The organism is Pseudomonas sp. MF08817 (assembly GCF_059862705.1).
In genome coordinates this window covers 82,042-100,605 of sequence record NZ_JCBCUY010000023.1, presented here as the reverse complement: position 1 = coordinate 100,605, position 18,564 = coordinate 82,042, and the positions used below count along the sequence as shown (strand labels likewise).

General features: G+C 63.4%; 16 protein-coding genes, 1 tRNA gene and 1 pseudogene. 10 read left to right on the top strand and 8 right to left on the bottom strand.

What is annotated here, in order from left to right; all coding sequences use genetic code 11:
* Positions 1-109: 109 nt before the first annotated feature.
* From AC19YR_RS15850 to AC19YR_RS15830, 5 genes are all read right to left on the bottom strand, one after another.
* A complete protein-coding gene (locus AC19YR_RS15850; protein WP_500599182.1) occupies positions 110-1,843 on the bottom strand; it encodes a hypothetical protein in 1,734 nt (577 codons plus the stop codon).
* Position 1,844: 1 nt separating this feature from the next.
* Positions 1,845-5,015, bottom strand: a complete 3,171-nt coding sequence (locus AC19YR_RS15845) for a type VI secretion system Vgr family protein (RefSeq protein ID WP_500599179.1) — start codon at positions 5,013-5,015, stop codon at positions 1,845-1,847.
* A gap of 283 nt (positions 5,016-5,298) precedes the next feature.
* Positions 5,299-6,504: an MFS transporter gene (locus tag AC19YR_RS15840; RefSeq protein ID WP_095110890.1), complete on the bottom strand. Its 1,206-nt coding sequence runs from the start codon at positions 6,502-6,504 to the stop codon at positions 5,299-5,301.
* Positions 6,505-6,650: 146 nt separating this feature from the next.
* Complete coding sequence (locus AC19YR_RS15835) at positions 6,651-7,064, bottom strand: glycine zipper domain-containing protein (protein WP_095110889.1); 414 nt, start codon at positions 7,062-7,064, stop codon at positions 6,651-6,653.
* Between the two features lie 263 nt (positions 7,065-7,327).
* Entirely contained in the window at positions 7,328-7,891 is a 564-nt protein-coding gene (locus AC19YR_RS15830; RefSeq protein WP_500599177.1) for a TetR/AcrR family transcriptional regulator, read from the bottom strand.
* A gap of 92 nt (positions 7,892-7,983) precedes the next feature.
* Here AC19YR_RS15830 and AC19YR_RS15825 point away from each other — a divergent pair, with 92 nt between their 5' ends.
* Together AC19YR_RS15825 and AC19YR_RS15820 are read left to right on the top strand one after the other, a co-directional pair.
* Positions 7,984-9,051, top strand: a complete 1,068-nt coding sequence (locus tag AC19YR_RS15825) for a saccharopine dehydrogenase family protein (RefSeq protein WP_500599175.1) — start codon at positions 7,984-7,986, stop codon at positions 9,049-9,051.
* Between the two features lie 166 nt (positions 9,052-9,217).
* On the top strand, positions 9,218-9,739 hold the full coding sequence (locus tag AC19YR_RS15820) for a C40 family peptidase (RefSeq protein ID WP_371856251.1): 522 nt from the start codon (positions 9,218-9,220) through the stop codon (positions 9,737-9,739).
* Here the strand turns inward: AC19YR_RS15820 and AC19YR_RS15815 are convergent.
* Both AC19YR_RS15815 and AC19YR_RS15810 read right to left on the bottom strand, forming a co-directional pair.
* Entirely contained in the window at positions 9,715-10,026 is a 312-nt protein-coding gene (locus tag AC19YR_RS15815; RefSeq protein ID WP_095110886.1) for an AzlD domain-containing protein, read from the bottom strand. The genes AC19YR_RS15820 and AC19YR_RS15815 overlap by 25 nt on opposite strands.
* A complete protein-coding gene (locus tag AC19YR_RS15810) occupies positions 10,026-10,718 on the bottom strand; it encodes an AzlC family ABC transporter permease (protein ID WP_500599172.1) in 693 nt (230 codons plus the stop codon). Before AC19YR_RS15810 ends, AC19YR_RS15815 begins: the two co-directional genes overlap by 1 nt.
* Positions 10,719-10,914: 196 nt before the next feature.
* Here AC19YR_RS15810 and AC19YR_RS15805 point away from each other — a divergent pair.
* The 5 genes and pseudogenes from AC19YR_RS15805 to pcp all read left to right on the top strand — a co-directional run.
* A pseudogene (locus AC19YR_RS15805) lies at positions 10,915-11,226 on the top strand (PAS domain-containing protein); the annotation flags it as partial.
* Between the two features lie 225 nt (positions 11,227-11,451).
* A complete protein-coding gene (locus tag AC19YR_RS15800; RefSeq protein WP_500599183.1) occupies positions 11,452-12,519 on the top strand; it encodes a methyl-accepting chemotaxis protein in 1,068 nt (355 codons plus the stop codon).
* Positions 12,520-12,760: 241 nt separating this feature from the next.
* The gene (locus AC19YR_RS15795) at positions 12,761-13,486 is read left to right on the top strand and encodes a DUF969 domain-containing protein (protein ID WP_500599170.1); all 726 of its coding nucleotides are present in this window, start codon (positions 12,761-12,763) and stop codon (positions 13,484-13,486) included.
* Entirely contained in the window at positions 13,483-14,433 is a 951-nt protein-coding gene (locus tag AC19YR_RS15790; RefSeq protein ID WP_500599168.1) for a DUF979 domain-containing protein, read from the top strand. Before AC19YR_RS15795 ends, AC19YR_RS15790 begins: the two co-directional genes overlap by 4 nt.
* 7 nt (positions 14,434-14,440) lie before the next feature.
* The gene (pcp, locus tag AC19YR_RS15785; RefSeq protein ID WP_095110881.1) at positions 14,441-15,076 is read left to right on the top strand and encodes a pyroglutamyl-peptidase I; all 636 of its coding nucleotides are present in this window, start codon (positions 14,441-14,443) and stop codon (positions 15,074-15,076) included.
* Positions 15,077-15,226: 150 nt separating this feature from the next.
* Here the strand turns inward: pcp and AC19YR_RS15780 are convergent.
* Positions 15,227-15,316, bottom strand: a tRNA-Ser gene (locus AC19YR_RS15780).
* Between the two features lie 307 nt (positions 15,317-15,623).
* On the opposite strand from AC19YR_RS15780, the gene AC19YR_RS15775 reads away from it, so the two are divergent.
* The 3 genes from AC19YR_RS15775 to AC19YR_RS15765 all read left to right on the top strand — a co-directional run bounded on the left by AC19YR_RS15775 (position 15,624) and on the right by AC19YR_RS15765 (position 18,485).
* Positions 15,624-16,313 carry a crotonase/enoyl-CoA hydratase family protein gene (locus AC19YR_RS15775; protein ID WP_095110880.1) on the top strand — a complete coding sequence of 230 codons (690 nt, stop codon included), beginning with the start codon at positions 15,624-15,626 and terminating at the stop codon, positions 16,311-16,313.
* A 310-nt stretch (positions 16,314-16,623) separates the two neighbouring features.
* Positions 16,624-17,346, top strand: a complete 723-nt coding sequence (locus AC19YR_RS15770) for a 1-acylglycerol-3-phosphate O-acyltransferase (RefSeq protein ID WP_095110879.1) — start codon at positions 16,624-16,626, stop codon at positions 17,344-17,346.
* Between the two features lie 167 nt (positions 17,347-17,513).
* The gene (locus tag AC19YR_RS15765) at positions 17,514-18,485 is read left to right on the top strand and encodes a magnesium and cobalt transport protein CorA (RefSeq protein ID WP_095110878.1); all 972 of its coding nucleotides are present in this window, start codon (positions 17,514-17,516) and stop codon (positions 18,483-18,485) included.
* The last annotated feature ends 79 nt before the right edge of the window (positions 18,486-18,564 follow it).

Genomic DNA, 18,564 nt, shown 5'->3' with positions numbered 1-18,564 from the left:
CCTGAGTCAGCTGCCGGTAATGCGTAGTCATCTGCGCTTGAATCCTTCGGTGTGAGAGCCTGGATTCTACCGGTGGCTGACTCTCTGCCTATCGTTTCAAACGTTGCACTTATTCTATGAATTCAGGGTCATTAATGTTGGCGCTGCCAATCAGCGCATAGCGGTCATCGACAATCATGAGTTTGCTATGAATGTAAATCTGTTCGGTCACATAGCGCTCTTGTAAGCTGACCCAGTTGCGCAAGTTGAGCAGAGTTACATACTCGAAGCAGTCTTCGTCGGTCGCCACTAACACATCTTCAAATTCTTTACTTTCAACAAACTCCTGAATATCCGCGACTGTCTTTGCCATTACATCAGCACACACTGCCTGCGTGATTCGGTCAGCGTCGTACAGGCGCCCTAACTTCAAGTAAGCCTTAATACCCTCCAGCAAGCTCTGCTTACCAAAGGCAATGGTTTGTTGCGTGAAGTAAACCTGCGTGACAATCGCCGCGTTATCCAGCCCACCCCCTTCAGGGTGAACCGGCAGCACGATATAGGCGTGAAAGAGCGTCTTGCTCATGATCGCCCTGCCAATGCGATGGATCAGGCGCTTACTGATAACGTTCTGGACTTTTCCCTTGCTATCGCCCGCAAGGGCACGGGTTGCTCGCGGCCCGATGCCTGCGTTTTTTTTAATAGTGATAGAAGGCTCCTGAGGGTCTTCTTTCACCTCCTCACCAAAGTCACTCACAAAAAACTGCTGTTCGATATAGACGTAGTGCTTGGCCTTTTCGATCAACAACCCCATGGCCCGGTAGATATCGTCCTGCGCTTGGGTTGGCGGTGTGTCCAATGGCGGTTCGTTGCGCTCAATTTTCTGCATATTCAGCGGCGCACTGCGCAACACCTGTACCGAGCAAGTGCCTTTGGTGGGGTAGGTCTCAGGCTTGGCGGGTAGCGGCAGCACCGTTTTCTGGAGCGTGGATACCGTCTGTGGGCCATTCCAGCGCAGCACAAAATTACGCGTCAACTCCGCCACCGCAGGCCCTTCGATGCGCAGGTGCATGTCTTGCCAGGGCATGCGTGGCTGTCGGGAGGCATCGAGGCCTGCGGCGTTGGGTTTGAGGCGACCGAAACCGAGGGCCGCTTCGGCTTCATACGGGGTTTGGTAGTGATGAGGGGCAATCTGGAAATTCTCCTCATCGGGGTTGACCAGATTCTCCAGGCCCAAATGGCCTAGCTGAGGGACGCAACCGTTGTAGCGATTCATGCCCTGGCGTTCGTCGGCGTCGGCGCGTAGTTCAAAACAGTCATCGTCGTAACGGCCATAGGCCAAGTCCAGGCCGCCGACAAAGGCAAGTTGCTGGTCAATAACGACTTGTTTCTGGTGATGGCTGTAGAACGAAACGGCCTGGTCAGCGTTGGACTTGGCCAGGGTCACGAACACCCGCTGCTGAGCAACGATGCGATTGATATCGAGCAGCACGCGGCGGGTTTGCTCGTCGTAGGTTTGCACGGGCGCGCTGTCGTCCCAGGGCATCACGTAGATGTTCACACCCCGCTGGGCAGCGGCAAGTAGGCAATCGTAAAGGCGCACTTTCGGCGCTAGTTGCGCATCCCAATTGACCTGCCAGCCAGCGATGTAGATCGACTCTTTGGCCCCCGCGAATTCGTCTATCAGTTCGGCAAAGTATTCCTTGCCGTTGAAGTAGGGTTTAACACTGTTGCCTTTTTGGGGGGGCGAAAACGCAGGCGCAAGCCAGATGTTTTCAGTGGCAACGGCTTTATAGGGGTTGCCGTCGGTATCGACGATTTGGAGCACATTGCGCCGTGGCTGGCTGTTTTCTACAAGCGTCATTTCACTTGTCCTTCAGTTTGTTAATCAGCGACTGCGGGCTACCGGTTTTGGCGTCCTGTCTGGCCAAAGAGGCGTGCATCAAGCCAGCACTCACGCCGCCAACCTGAAAGTTGTTATCGCTGTAGCCCATCGCATCCAGTGCGTTGAAAAGACTCTGCTGCTCGTTCCAGTTGCCCTTGTCGACCTCCAGCACAACCTCGCGCACCTGGTCGGCATAGACCAGCCAGCACTGATTGGGCGCTTGGTTGTAGTGCTCTTTCAGTGTTTTCTCTTGCTCGTCGGTTAACTCGACTTTGCCCTGAGCGTTGCTTTCGCCTTGCAGGACGATGCTTTTGGTGATGAGTGCGCTGGTGGGATTGTCGGCCTGGACAATTCGCCAAGCCGTTTGGGGAGTCGCGGTTCCATCAGGCCCCGGCACATCCATCAGCCGCAAATCAAATGTGGCCGCGACCTCGGGCAGGGGGTTGCGCGGGAATGGGGGCAGGGGGAAGTACTGGTGTATGGGGCCGTTGAACTGGCGTTTGCCGGCATACACCTTGATGCTGCCCGGGCAGGCGAAGGTGATGTTGCCGCCTTCCAGGGTCAGGCTGGCGCCGCCCTCCACGGCCAGGTGCAGGGTGGTGCCGGCGGCCATTTGTGCCGCTGCCTCGATCGAGATGATCTTCAGGTCGTCTTGGGCGCTGAGGTGGATGTCGCTCTGTTGCGCCTGGATGTCCACCGCCCCGGCGCTGGCGATCAGGGCCAGGCCGATGCCGTCGGCCTGTTGCGCGCCGGCCAGGGCGCCGATGGCTTGGCCGCTGTGCAGGCGCAGGGTTTGGCCGGTGGCCAGGTGGGTGTCGGCGCCGCTGCCCAGGGTGAGGGTTTGCGCGGCGGTCCATTGCAGTGATTGGCCGGCGATTTTGGCGATGCTGTCGCGGGCGCTGAGGGTGAGCAAGGGGTCGGCGCTGTGGGGGATGGGGTGGTGGCTGTCGCGCTTGAGGGCGTCGGCGCTGGCCTGGGCGAGTTGCTCGCCGGTGACGGTGGCGCTGAGGCTGGCGTGCAGGGCCTGGAGCGGTGCTTGATCGGCGATCAGCGCGCTGAGTTGGGCCTGGTGTACGCCGCGGTGGCTGGCCAGGGGCACGGTGTGGTGGATCTGCGCGGCCAGGTCGAAGCGTGCGGCGAGGTCGCGTTGTTGTTGCAGCAGCGCTTGCGCGGCGCTGGCATCGCCTGCCGGGGTGTGCGGCTCGATGGCGTAGGTGCTGAGCAGCAAGCCTTTGGCGGCGCGCACCGCACCGTAGGCGTCGGTGCGCAGTTCAAACCCCTGCCCGCGAAAACTGCCCCGGTAGTTGCCGGCCTGATGGATCAGGTGGCCGAGGTTGAGTTGGCTGTGGGCTTGGGTGGTGGCCATCTGGATGCGGCCTTGTTGGTCGCTGTCGTCGAAGACCAGTTGGTTATGGCCTTGGCCATCGAAGCCTTGGGTCTTGAAGCCCGACAGCGCCGCCGCGTTGCGGTGCTGTGTTTCACCGCCGCCGCCACCATGCCACGCCGGGCTGTTGCCCCCGGCGAGGTTGGCTTCGGCGCTGGGGCGTTGGTCGTTGGCTTTGGCATACACCGCCAGGTTGCTTTGCCCGGGGGCGCCGCCCGGTGTGGGGGCCACGCCGCCTTCGCCGCGGCCGTTGTACAGGGCCTTGAAAATGATCGGCCGGTCGATGTCGCCGTTGATGAAGTGCACCAGCACTTCCTGGCCGATACGGGGCAAGAACTGCGCGCCGAACCCCTGGCCCGCCAAGGCTTGGCCGACCCGCACCCAGCAGGCGCCACGGTCGTCTTCGGCCTGCCAATGGAAGCGCACCCGCACCCGGCCCATGGCATCGCAATGCAAGGGGCTGCCGCTGCCCGCCGTGGTTTGCCCGTCGGCGCCGACGACGATGGCCGTTTGTGGGCCGTGGGCGGTGGCCACCGGGTTGAGGCGCTGGCCGGTGCCATCGGCCAGGGTCGGGCGCCACGGTTGGTTGTGCCCCACAGCGTTGAACTGCTGGGCAAAGCCGCTGCGCTGGGCTTCGGCCAGCACCTGGGGGTCGAGGTGGTCGAGTTGCAGGCGCGTTGTTAGGTCGGCATCCAACAGCGCTGCGCCGCTTTCCAGGTTGTTGATGCCGTAACTGTGCACCTGGGTGAAGAGGAAGTGGTCCTGCCCGCGCAGGTGCGCCGTGTGGACCCAAGGCGCGTGCAACAGCTCAAAGCGTGTTCCGGCGCGGGCACTGCGTACGTTGGCGCGGCCGTGCCAGAAGGACTTATCGACCTGCAGGGCCTCGCTGTGCAAACGCACGTAATGCTCGGCCTCGCTCAGGGTGGCAAAGGCGTAATCGCCCACCGGGTCGTAGCTTTCCAGGCCCTCGCGCTCGGGGCCGACGGGGCGCGAGGCGCTGATGGCCTGGCGGGTTTTGTAGTCGCTGCTCAGCAGGGTGATGCGCCGGTGGCTCAGGCGATGGAGCTGGCCCATGAACTGCACGGTGTCTTGCTCCTCCACCGCGTCGGCACGCTGGTAGCGCAGGCCGGTGGCGCTGGCCGAGGTGAGGTCTTCAGGCAGCCCAGAGCTCTGGCCGAAGATAACCAGGCAGTGGCCGGCCGGTGCTTGTGGGTCCTCGACAAAGCAATAGCCCAGGCCCTCTTCGGCCAGTAGCCGCTGCACGAAGTCGAAATCGGTTTCACGGTACTGCACGCAGTAACTGCGCGGGCGCACGTGGCTCAGTAACTGGTCGGCGTCGAGGGTGAAACGCCAACGGGCGTAGGCCTCGTAACCGGCGAAGACCTGGCTGACGATCTGCTGCACGGTGCTGTCTTGGAACACCCGGGAGCGAAAGCTCTGGCTCAACACCCAGAGCCAGGGCACCAGGGTCAGGTGATAGCGGGTCAGGGAGCCGTCGCTGCCCAGGCGGGCGACACGGCTGAGCAAACCGCTGCGTCGGCTGTGGCTGCCATCGGCCAGGGCCGTGAGCAAGGTAATGGGCGCACCGAGCATCGCCTCGAGGGGCAGGCGATGGTCGGCGCTCAGGGCCAGCACGTCCCAGCGGTACAGCTCGGAAAGCGCCTCGCGGCCGGCCCAGCGCTCAACGTGCAGGGGGGCCATGGACGTGGGCGTTTGCAGGGAATACAGGCGTGTTTGATCGCTGATGAGCGGGGCAGTGGGGTTCATGGGCGTGAAATCCAAACCAGGCATAAGGTTGCGGAATTCGCAGTTCAGCCAGTCGGCCATAACCCGCCAAAGAGGCTAACAGCGTTGGGATGTGAAACGCGCCAGGCAGCGGGGCGCGGCGGCATTGTGCCTAGTTGCGGGGGAGGATTGAGGGGGGGCGGAGCGTTTAAATATGAGGCCTACATGAATTAGAGAAAAACCCTACGCAACATGCCAGTGGGGGGGGCACCGTAGCCCCCTCACAACGCGATCTGTAAGGGGAGCACACGGCGGGCGGGACCAATCAGGAGAAGTTCTGCACCAGCACTTCGCTGCCCGCGCCCAGGCGCCGGTAACTGAGCAGCGCCGCCGCCAGCACTACCGCCCCGGCCGCCAGCGCCAGCCAGAAACCGCTGCGGGCACCGAACTGGTCCACCAACGCGCCGGAACCGGCGGCGCCAATCGCCACGCCGACGCTCAGGCCGGTGATAAGCCAAGTCAGGCCTTCGGTAAGACGGGCCGGCGGCACCAGTTTTTCGATCAGGGCCATGGCTACGATCAGGGTCGGGGAGAAGAACCAACCGGCCACGAACACCGCCAGGGACAAGCCGAGGATATCGCTGGCCAACAACAGAGGCAGGGTGGTCAGGGCCGTGGCCATGCCACCGTAGAGGAACAAGCGGGGCAAGGGGATGGCGGTTTTCCACGCGCCAAAGGCCAGGCCTGCCACGCACGAACCGATGGCGTACACCGACAACACGATGCTCGCCGCCGCCGGTTGCCCCTGCTGCTGGGCAAAGGCCACGCTGACCACATCCACCACCCCGGCGATGGTGCCCATGGCCATCATCAACAGGCACAACAGGCGCACCGCGCCACTGCGGATCACCGAGCGCTGGCGGCCGGCCGCGCGGGGGTGAATCGCCGGCTCCGTGGCCCGTTGCAGCACGAACGCGGTCACGCCGATCACCAGCATCACCAATGCCACCAACGGCCCGGCCTCGGGAAACAGGCCCACCGACAAACCCACCGCCACGGGCGGGCCAAGGATGAAGCACAGCTCATCGAGCACCGACTCAAGGGCGTAAGCGGTTTGCAGCTGTGGCTGGCCGCGGTACAGCGCCGTCCAACGCGCCCGCACCATGGGCGACATGCTGGGCATGCAACCGGCCAGCGCGGCGAACACGAACAGCATCCAGTGGGGCGCCTGCAAGCGGGTGCACACCAGCACCATCAGCAACCCGCCGCCGCCCACCAACGCCGCCAGCGGCAGCACCCGGCCCTGGCCGAAGCGGTCCACCAGGCGCGACACCTGGGGCGCGCAAAAGGCCGTGGCCAGGGCGAAGGTCGCCGCCACCGCCCCCGCCAGGGCATAGCCGCCCTGCAATTGGGCGAGCATGGTAATCAGGCCGATCCCCGTCATGGAATACGGCATGCGCGCCACTATGCCCGCCAGGACAAAGGCCCGGGTGCCAGGAAGCTGGAAGAGTTCGCGGTAAGGGTTGGCCATGGGGCTGGGTCTCTGGGTCGGGGTGTGACGCAGCATCAAAGCACAGGTCAGGGACCTGCAAATACCCAGAGTGTGTAGGTGTTTGGTAAGGACCGTGGGTAGCCAGCGGGCAGCCCGCTGGCTACGTCAGAATCAGTATCAGGCGATCAGTGCCGTTTGTGCTTGCGCTTGTGCTTGCTCGACTTGCCGTGGCTCTTGCCGTCGTCGTTGGACAGGTTGCTGCCCACTGCCCCACCCGCTGCACCGCCCAGGCCCGCGCCGATGGTGGAACCGGTGGAACCACCCAACTGGTTACCGACCACCGAGCCACCCGCACCACCCAGGCCACCACCGATGGCGGCCTCGGTGCGGCTGCCCTTGCGCGCACCCACCGCACTGCCCGCCGCGCCACCGACGCCAGCACCGATGGCCGCGCCGGTGCTGCCGCCCAGTTGCTGGCCGACCACGTTGCCCAGGGCACCGCCCAGGCCGCCGCCGACGGCAGCGGTGCCATCCCCTGCCGCCATTGCACCTTGTGCGGCGAGCAGACCGAAAACCAGAGCAGGCAGTGTTAGACGCATGACGAGAACCTCGAGAATCGCAATGGGAGTGCCCGACCCACGCGCCGGTAAAGGCGCGGTGCGGGCGACAAAGGATTGGACAGGCAATGCCGAGAGAGATTCACACAGGCAAAAAAAAGCCCGCTGGGGAAGACGGGCTTGAATGGATCTGCTTTTTAACGGATGAGCTGAGACTACCGAGGCGCTTGTGAATAATTCGTGAAAGGAATGTGGACAGAACGAGAAATAACGCCCACAACCGTAGGAAAGTTCCTAAAAACACATCACACAGGCATCGCCGCCAGAGCCATGATGGCCGCCAAGGCCTGCTCCCCGGCCTCGGGCGCCAGTGCCGCCTCGCGCCCTGCCCCACGCAGGACCGACAACCCCTCCAGCAGCGCCACGATCAACACCGCCCGCCCCCGTATCGTTTCGGCCGGCACCTGGGCTGCGTCCCGCGTCAGCAGCACACACACGCGGTCGATGTAGGCCTGGTAGAACCCGGTCAGCGCGGTGTTGGCCGCCGGGTCGTGGCCGGCCATCGCCCACAGTTCCCACAGCACCTGGCAGTCCTGGCAGTGCAGATGGCTGTCGAGTACCAGGGTCAGGGCCGAGGCCAGGTCGTCTGGAGCCGCGGCCAGGCGCTGGTCCCACTCGCGCAGATAACGCTCGACCACCGCTGCCAGCAGGCTGTCCAGAGAGGGGAAGTAATACTGCACATGGCTCAGGGACAGGTCCGCCGCGCTGGCCACCGCACGCATACGAAAGCCATGGGCGCCCTGCTGCGCCAGCACTTGCAACGCCGCCTCCAGAACTCGCTCGCGGCGCACCTCGCCTTTTGTCGCCATCCCTTACCTCCTGACCGTTGAAAAAAAACCTCGACGCCGCCCGCCACCGATGCCAATAATTGGTCAACTGACCAAATATAGGAAATCACCCCGTGAAAGTACACCGCGTATTGCTGGCCGGCGGGGCCGGCGTCGTCGGCGCGCAAGTGGCGGCCATGCTGCATCGGCGCCAGCCCCAAGTACAGTTGATTGTCGCCGGGCGTCGCGTGCAGGCCGCCGAGGCGATGGCGCGGCCCCTGGGCGCTGAAGCGCTGCAACTGGACATCGATGGGCCGCGGTTCCCGGCCCTGGCCGAGGGCACGCTGATCGTCGCCCTAGCCAATGACCGCCACGACCGCTTGCTACGGTTCGCCTTGGACGGCGGCCATCCTTATATAGATGTCACGCGCTGGACCGAGCGCCTCAAGCAAGCGCTGGTGTGCGTCGCCAGTGGCCCGCCGCCACGGGCGCCGGTGGTCTTCGCCTCGGCATGGATGGCCGCCACCGCCGGCCTGATGGCCCGCGAACTGGTGCAGGACTTGGCCAGCGTCGAGCGCATCAGCCTGGACATTCTCTACGCCTTGGCCGACCGTGCCGGGCCGAACTCGGTGGAGTACCTGGATCGTCTGTCGGTGCCCTTCCACACCTTGGATGGCGGGCAGTGGCAGCAGCGCCAGGGTTTCAGCGACGGCCAGGTGGCGGATTTCGGCGACGCCGGGCGCCACACCACGTACCGCTTCGACACCCCCGAACAAGCCAGCCTGCCGCACCTGTTGGGCGCGGCGACGGTGGAAGCGCGCATCGCCTTCGACGACCGCAACGCCACGCGCCTGTTGCGCACCCTGGTGGCCAGCGGCGTGTGGAAGCTGATTGCCGGCCCGCGCTTTACTCCCCTGCGCCGCGCCATGCTGTACAACCCCGGCAACGGCGGGCCGCACCGCATCCGCCTGCGCGCCGCAGGCACGGACCGGCAGGGCAGCCCCGCGCAGCGCACGCTGTTGCTGACCGACCCCGCCGGCCAGACCCACCTCACCGCCCTGGGCACCGTGCTGCAAATCGAGCGCCTGCTGGGCCTGGAACAACCGCCGCCCGCACCGGGGGTTTATTTGGGGGAAAACCTGCTCGACCCCTGCCAGACCAAAGCACAGCTTCAGGCAGAAGGTGTGTTGATAAGCGAGTAAAAAACCAGGCTGACGGGCGAGATAGAACCGCCCGGTTGCCTGCGACAGAGAATGACCGTTTATCGGGCGAGAACTATTCACCCAGAACAAGGTAAAACGCCCTACATAGCTGCTCTCGTTATATCCCTAGATTGGCGCCTTCATTTTTCAACACGGTAATTTCCTCGTGTTTAAGCGCCTTTTCTTACTCATCACCTGTAGCTTTTTCGTACACATCAGCCAAACCACAGCCAGCCCACTGCCCCAGGTCATCGACCGTGCCCACGATTTGATTGGCACACCCTATCGCTGGGGCGGCAACAGCGAAAAAAGCGGTTTCGATTGCAGCGGCCTGATGGTCTACCTGTTTCACCATGAAGCCGACATCAAGTTGCCTCGCACCACCGCCGCCATGGTCAAGGCCGGCTACAAGACCGTTGAAAAGCCCCATTTGAAACCGGGAGACGCGGTGTTTTTCGCGCGCAATGGCAAAGGCCCGATCAACCATGTGGGGCTGTACATCGGTGACGACAAATTCATCCACGCCCCGCGCACCGGCAAAAACGTGCGCATCGACAGCTTGAGCAACAACTATTGGCGGCGCAGCTACAAAACCGCCAAGCGCTTTCATGAGCCACCACCGCGCCCGTTCAACGCCACCGCCGCCCAGCAAGGCCTGGCCCTTCAGAGCCACCAACGCAGTAGGTAGAACATCCCCATGCTCAGCAGCACCGTGGTCAGCACACGGCCAGTCCACAGCATCAGCCCCACCGCACACAGGCCGGCCCACAGGTAAGGGTTGGCCGGGTTGAGGTTGAGCTGATGGTCACTGATGAAAATGATCGGCCCGCAGATCGCGGTGAGCATGCCCGGCACCGCGAAACCGAGAAAATCCTTCACGTTGCGCCCCAGGCGCAATGGCAGCCGCGGTTCCAGGAACAGGTAGCGGTTGAAAAAAACGATCAGGCCCATGCCCACAATAATGGCGAAGATCATCACAGGCGCACCGCCAGGCGTTTGCACATAAACCCGGCGGCCATGCCCGCCAACCCCGCGGCGACCACCGCCGACTCCCACCGCCAGTAGCTGAACAGCACCGCGCAAAACAGCGACACCGCCACGCAGATCACCGTAGGCACGTCGCGCACCACCGGCGTAATCAAGGCAATGAAAGTTGCCGCGATGGAAAATTCCAGCCCCAGGTGTTCCAGCCCCGGGATGCTCTTGCCCAACACGATGCCGGCGAGGGTGAAGAGGTTCCAGATCAGGTAAAAACTCAGGCCCACCCCCAGGGCGTACCAGCGGTTGAAGGTCTGGCGGTCGTACTGGCTGACCAGAGCGAAGAACTCGTCGGTGAGCAAAAAGCCCAAGCCCATACGCCAGCGCAACGGCAGCGGCGACAGGGTCGTGCGCATGTGCATGCCATACAGCAAGTGCTGGGAGGTCAACAAAAGCGTGGTCAACAGGATCGACAGCGCGCCCGCGCCACCTTTAATCATGCCGATGGCCACCAGTTGCGCCGCGCCGGCAAACACAATCACCGACAGGCTCTGGCTTTGCAGCGGCGTGAGTTGAGCGTCGATGGCGGTGGACCCGGCCAGCAGGCCCCAGGGCGCACAGGCCAGGGACAGCGGCAGGATCGCAATCGCGCCACGGACGAATGCATGCTGGGGAAGCGCAGTGGGCATCGCAGGGTGCTCATCAAGGTCGGCCGCCAAGGTTGGCAGTTTTGCCAGTGGCTGTCTTGAACGATCTTGCGTTGCGAACGTAGAAAACGGCACAAATGGGGCGCCAAACGGCGGCGAATGGGGGCGGTATGCAAATAAAACCGGTCAATTACCGTTTTTATTTGCGCTTGGACTAACCTTTTAGACCATTCAGCCGATGATATTCCCCCCGTCATACCATCAAGAGCATAGGGATATGAGAAACAACCAGCCTGTCACCCACAGAGAAGTCGCCCTGGGTTCGTCGCAAAAGCTCATCTCCACTACCGATGCGCGGGGTGTCATCACCTACTGCAACGATGCGTTTGTCGCGATCAGCGGCTTTGAGCGCGATGACCTGATCGGCGCCCCGCAGAACATCGTGCGCCACCCCGATGTACCGTCCGCCGTGTTCGCCCACATGTGGGCGGCCCTCAAGCAAGGGCGCCCGTGGATGGGCATCGTCAAGAACCGCAGCAAGAATGGCGACCACTACTGGGTCAACGCCTACGTCACGCCGATCTTTGAGGGCAACCAAGTGGTGGGCTACGAGTCGGTGCGGGTCAAGCCCACGGCCCGGCAGATCCAGCGCGCCCAAGCCCTGTATCTGCGCATCAACCAGGGCAAACCGGCCCTCCCCCGGCGCCATCTGTGGCTGAGCCTGGCCCAAGACTGGCTGCCATTGCTGCTGCTTAGCCAAGTGAGCGCGGCGCTGATGCTGTGGCTCGGCGCGCCGCTGGCTTTCGCCCTGGCGGCGGTGCTGGCCATCGCCCTTGGCGGTGCGACCCTGTACGGGCGTAAAAACGGCCTCAAGCATTTGCTCCAGGGTGTGGAACGCAGCACCTGTGATGGTTTGATCGCCCAGATGTACAGCGACGGCCGTGGCCCCCAGGCGCGCCTGGAAACCGCCCTCATCAGCCAGGACGCACGCCTGAAAACCTGCCTCACGCGCCTGCAGGACAGCGCCGAGCAGGTCAATCAATTGGCCAGCCGCTCCGACACGCTCGCCGCCGATAGCTCCAAAGGCCTGGAACGCCAGCGCGTGGAAACCGAGCAGGTGTCCACCGCCGTCAACCAGATGGCCGCCACCACACAGGAAGTGGCCAGCCATGTACAGCGCACCGCCGACGCGACCCAGCAGGCCCATCAACTGACCAGCCATGGCCGCAACGTGGCCCGCGACACCCGCCAGGCCATCGAGCGCCTATCGGTGGTGGTGGGCGAAACTGGCGAGACCGTGGCTCAACTGGCCCGCGACAGCAATGAAATCGGCACGGTGGTGGACGTCATCAAAGGCATCGCCGACCAAACCAACCTGCTGGCCCTCAACGCCGCCATCGAAGCGGCGCGGGCCGGCGACATGGGCCGCGGCTTCGCGGTGGTCGCCGACGAAGTGCGGCAACTGGCCCAGCGCACCACACAATCGACCCAGCAAATCCACCAACTCATCACCCAGCTCCAGCAGTCGTCCAACAACGCGGTGCAGGTCATGGCCAGCGGGCATCGCCAGGCCGAAGAAGGCGTGGCCTGGGTGCTCGAAGCGGACAAGGCGCTGGTGGGCATCAGCGATGCGGTGGCCCACATCACCGATATGACCACCCAAATCGCCGCCGCCACCGAGGAGCAAACCGCCGTGGCCGAAGAGATCAGCCGCAACATCACCACCATCGCCCACCTCGCCGACCAGACCTCCGAGCAGGCCCAGCATTCGGCCCTGCTCAGCCAGGAACTGACCCGCACCGCCACCACCCAGTACTCCCTGGTGGAACGCTTCAACCGCTAGCCGCGAGCGGGGCGACGCCAGTTGCGGCGCCCCGTGCGCGACAAGTTTTCCTGTTGTGCAGCTACAAGTTTTTTTGTTGGACGCATCCCCCCCTGGCGGCAAAGATGCTCGCCACTGACGCTGGGCCTCCCGGGTCAATAATAAAAACCGAGTCGCGCTGCGCGCCGTTCTCCAAGCATGAACCTGACCTGCGCGTCGGTTCGCTGTGGCGCCGTGGCCTGCCGCTGAGGACTTCAACCCCATGCAAACCGTCGTGAACCTGTGGCCGCTGATAGGCGTGCTCGTCATCGTGGTCGGCTTCGTGCTGCGCTTTAACCCCTTGCTCGTCGTCACCGCGGCGTCTATCGCCACGGGCCTGGCCGCACACTTTTCCCCGGAAAAAATCCTCGCCACCATGGGCGAAGGCTTCATCGAAACCCGTGCCCTGCAACTGATCCTGCTGCTGCCCCTGGCCGTCATCGGCCTGCTGGAACGCCACGGCCTGCGCCTGCATGCGCAGAACTGGATCGCACGGTTTCAGCGCGCCACCGTCGGGCGCCTGCTGATTATTTACCTGTTCGTGCGCGAATCCACCGCCGCGATGGGCCTGACCAGCCTGGGCGGGCACCCGCAAATGGTGCGCCCGCTGCTGGCGCCCATGGCCGAGGGCGCAGCGGAAAAACGCTACGGCAAACTCCCCGATGCCCTGCGCCACAAAGTCCTGGCCATGTGCGCGGCCACCGATAACGTGGGGCTGTTCTTTGGCGAAGACATCTTCGTCGCCTTCGGTGCGATTGCCCTGATGCACACCTTCCTGTTGGGCTCGGGCCTGGACGTCGAACCGCTGCACATTGCCTTCTGGGGCATCCCCACGGCCATTTGCGCGTTCATCATCCACGCCATCCGCCTGCACCGTTTCGATCGCATGCTGACCCGCGAAATGCAGCCCACCGGGCAACCCGGCCGCCAGGTGGAGAGCGCGAAATGATTATCTCGATCCAATACCTGTTCTGGCTGGCCGGAGTGCTGCTGCTCATCACCGCCGGCATGATCCTCAGCGACCGCAGCCACCCCAAGCGCTGGTCCACCGGGCTGTTCTGGATGCTCTTCGCCGTGGTCTTCCTGGTGGGTGAACGCCTTGACCCGGCCGTCGTCGGCGGCGGTGTGGTGCTGATGGCAATCATCGCCGGCCTGGGCGGCGTCGGCCGTGGCGCCCACGCCGAATTGCACGTCAAGGCCGCCCGCGCCAGTGCCGGACGCCTGGGCCACAAACTGTTCATTCCGGCCCTGGCCATTCCGCTGACCACCGTCATCGGTTCAGTGCTGCTCAAGCACACCGAGATCGGCGGCGTGCCACTGCTGGACCCGAAGAACACCACTTTCGTCTCCCTCGGCCTGGGCTGCCTGATCGCCCTCGGGCTGGCCTGCTGGCTGACCCGCGACACGCCGATCCAGGCCATGCGCGAATCCCGGCGCCTGACCGAAGCCCTGGGCTGGGCCATGGTGCTGCCGCAGATGCTGGCCATGCTCGGCCTGCTGTTCAACGAAGCGGGCGTGGGCGACGCCGTGGCGCACGTGGCCACTACCTACATCAACCTCGACCTGCGCCTGGTGGCGGTGATGGTCTACGTACTGGGCATGGCCCTGTTCACCGTCATCATGGGCAATGGCTTCGCCGCGTTCCCGGTGATGACCGGCGGCATCGGCGTACCGGTGCTGGTGGGTGTGTTCGGTGCCAACCCCGCCGTGATGGCGGCCATCGGCATGTTCTCCGGCTACTGCGGCACCCTGATGACGCCCATGGCGGCCAACTTCAACATCGTCCCCGCCGCGCTGCTGGAACTGCCGGACAAAAACGCCGTTATCAAGGCCCAGATGCCCACCGCGCTGCTGATGCTGGTGGTCAACATCGTCCTTCTCTACCTGTTGATGTGAGGCGCCAATGAACACCCTGCTGCTGACCGGGTTCGAGCCCTTCGACCAAGACCCCATCAACCCCTCCTGGGAAGTGGCGCGCAGGCTCGACGGCGTGCAGTTGCGCGACGACCTGCGGATCGTCGCCCGCCAGTTGCCCTGCGCCTTCGCCACCGCGCCGGGCAGCCTGGCGCAACTGCTGGCCGAACACCGCCCGCAGATGGTCATCGCCCTGGGCCTGGCCTCGGGGCGCCCAGACCTGTCCATCGAACGCGTGGCCATCAACCTCCACGACGCCCGCATCCCAGACAACCTCGGCCAGCAACCCATCGACACCCCCGTCGCCCCCGACGGCCCCGCGGCCTACTTCAGCACCCTGCCCGTCAAAGCCATGGTCAAAGCCCTGCGCGAAGCCGCCATCCCCGCCAGCGTTTCACACACCGCCGGTACCTTTGTCTGCAACCAGGTGTTCTACCTCCTGCAACACAGCCTCGCCGGCACCGGCATACGCAGCGGCTTTATCCACGTTCCCTGCCTGCCCGCCCCCACCACGCCCCATCCGACCATGGCTTTGGCCACACAAGTCGAGGGCCTGCGCATCGCTGCGCTGGCGGCTTGGGAGACTGCGGTGGATGTGGTGGAGAGTGGGGGGCAGGTGAGTTAGGGGCAGTAACGGCTGGTTCCACAGCGCTTCTGCCCGCACGTAAACATGCACTGAGCCTGTAGCGTGATGACCCGAAGGCCGATTTTCCAGACGCCAGAAACCACAAAACCCCTGATTTCGCTAGAAACCAGGGGTTTTGTGTATCGAATATGGCGGTTGAGGAGGGATTCGAACCCTCGATACAATTTCTTGTATACACACTTTCCAGGCGTGCTCCTTAAGCCACTCGGACACCCAACCGTTGCTCTTCAAACTCTTTCAGTCTGTCGAGGCGCGCTAATGTAGTCGAAAGCTTTTCCGATGGCAAAGGTTTTTTTCAGAATTTTCATGCGCTTAAGGCATTTAGGCAGCTTGCCCGGCTGGGGTGCAGGGCAAACCGGCCAATCTCTGGCTTGGCGGGCCCTTCTATATAGAAGGTAATGGGCCGCGGGCGTGGCGGGTGGGGCCTGGCGCTGGGCTCGGGGCTGACCGGGCGGTCAGTCACGGCGCTTTACCTGGAAGGTGGCGGTGAGTAACGTCTGCCTACTTCATTACAAGGAATAGCGTCATGAGTGAGTTGATTTCCTACCACCTCGAAGACGGTATCGCGACCCTGACGTTGAACAACGGCAAGGTCAATGCCATTTCCCCGGACGTGATTGCCGCGTTCAATAGCGCGCTGGACCAGGCAGTGGCCGACCGTGCCGTGGTCATCATTACCGGGCAGCCGGGAATTCTGTCCGGTGGCTATGACCTGAAAGTCATGACAGCCGGCCCCAAGGAGGCGGTGAGCCTGGTGACCCAGGGCTCCACACTCGCGCGGCGCCTGCTGTCGCATCCCTTCCCGGTGATCGTCGCCTGCCCTGGGCACGCGGTGGCCAAAGGTGCCTTCATTCTGTTGTCGGCCGATTACCGCATTGGTGTCGACGGCCCGTTCAGCATTGGCCTGAACGAAGTGCAGATCGGCATGACCATGCACCACGCCGGCATCGAGCTGGCCCGCGATCGCCTGCGCCGTTCGGCGTTCCACCGTTCGGTCATCAATGGCGAGATGTTCAACCCGCAGAGCGCGGTAGACGCCGGTTTCCTCGACAAGGTTGTGGCCCCTGAAGAGTTGCAGAGTGCAGCGCTGGAAGCTGCCCGTCAGTTGAAGAAGATCAACATGACCGCCCACAAGAACACCAAGCTCAAAGTGCGTAAGGCCCTGCTCGATGCCCTGGAGAGCGCGATCGCCCAGGATCAGCAGCACATGGGCTAAGCCGCGCTCCCTGGCCGCAAAAAAAACCGCATCCCTGGGGCTGCGGTTTTTTTCTGCCTGGAGTTTGCCTTCGAAGGCGTGGCTGACTTGCGCCCGAACTCTCGCCGTGAGGGGTGACGTGTGAGCTGTTTTGGAGGGTGCCGATGGAGCGGCCCGGCGAGCATCCCCACGCAACATAGAGACTTGATCCGACACCATCTGCCGGAAACATGCGCTTAAACATCCGCTATCTCCTACCTCCACCGGGGTAATTGTGCAAAACAGTGCACATCCGTACACTGCGCCACCTTTTGTCCCGGCGGGCCCACAAATGCTGTACCTGTTTCGCATGTTGCTGATGAGCCTGCACTTTCTGCTAGCAGGTGTGCTGGGCGTGGTGCTCGGCCTATGCCGCCCGTTCAACCCAGACAACAGCCGCCTGTGCGCGCGGCTCTACGCCTGGCCGGCGATGTGCATTTTGCGCCTGCGGGTGCGGGCCAAAATCGCCTCCCTCAAGCATAAGCCGTCGGGCTGCGTGATCGTCGCCAACCACCAGTCCAACTACGACCTGTTCGTGCTGGGCAACGTGGTGCCCTACCGCACCGTGTGCATTGGCAAAAAGAGCCTGAAGTGGGTACCGCTGTTCGGCCAGTTGTTCTGGTTGGCGGGCAATGTGCTGATCGACCGCGGCAACGCCCGCAAGGCGCGCCAGGCGATGCTCACCACCACCGAGACTTTGCAGCATAAGGACACCTCCATCTGGGTGTTCCCCGAAGGCACCCGCAACCTGGGCCAGGACCTGCTGCCGTTCAAGAAAGGCGCGTTCCATATGGCCATCGCCGCTGGCGTGCCGATCATCCCGGTGTGCGTGAGCAGCTACATCACCCACATGCGCCTGAATCGCTGGAACAGCGGGCAGATCCTGATCGAATCACTGGCCCCCATCCCCACCGCCGGCCTGACCCTGGACGACATCCCCGGGTTGATCGAACAATGCCGCGTGCAAATGCACGACTGTATCGCCGCCCTCGACCGCCAAGTGCTGGCCCGGTAGTAGCAAGCGGGCTGGCCCGCGCTGGGTGCGTAGCGCACCCCGACGGTGTATTGCCCAGTAGAGGTTTACGACCCTGCGCAGCCGAGCGCAGGCAAGCCTGCTGACTACTCAAGCACGCTCAGGCTAAGCTGCACGCTGTTTGTGGCCAGAAGAAGTGAACCGGGACCATGGGTAGAGTCGTTGCAGCAGCGGTGTACAGCGCCGGCAAGAAAGTCACCAACATCACCCTCGACGAAGGCAGTGCCTGGGCCGCCAAGCCCGGCCACTTTGTGTGGATCGGCCTGGAAGAGCCCGATGCCCAGGAGCTCGCCAACCTGCAACGCCAGTTCAACTTGCATGAACTGGCCATCGAAGACGCCCTGGAAAAACACAGCCGCCCCAAGCTGGAAACCTTCGGCGACGCACTGTTTATCGTGACCTACTCGCCGATCCGCACCGCCGGCAAGCTGGAGTTCATCGAAACCCACATCTTCGCCGGCAAGGGCTACATCATCACCGCCCGCAACGGCCACTCGGCGTCCTATGCCCACGTGCGCCAGCGCTGCGAGGCGCGGCCGCTGCTGCTGGAGCACGGCGAAGATTTCGTGCTCTACGCCTTGCTCGACTTCGTGATCGAGAACTATCAGCCCGTGGGCGAAGCCATTCATGCCGAGATCGATGAACTGGAGCGCAACGTGCTGTGCAGCGCGATGAACGAACGCGACGTGCTGGCCCTGCACAGCCTGCGCCGCGATGTGCTGCGCCTGCGCCGCTATGCCGCGCCCATGGTGGAGATCAGCGAGGAGCTGCAAAAGCTCAACTTCCCGTTTATCGACAAGAACATGCGCCCCTACTTTCGCGACGTGCAGATCCACGTCACGCGGCAGATGGAAGATTTGTCGACTCTGCGCGATATCGCCAGCCAGACCATTGAGATCGGCGTGCTACTCGAAGCGGCGCGCCAGAGCGTGGTGCAACGCAAATTCGCGGCGTGGGCGGCGATCCTCGCCTTCCCCACCGCCGTGGCGGGCATCTATGGGATGAACTTCGAGAACATGCCTGAACTGACCTGGCACTACGGCTACTTCGGCGTGCTGGGGTTCATAACCTTGGGGTGCGTGGGGTTGTGGGCCAGCTTCAAGCGCTCGGGGTGGCTGTAGCAAACCACATGGCTACGCTGTCGGAGCAACTGTCTTACCCCTTCCACTCGTCACCGCCATTCAATGCCGCCATCGCGAG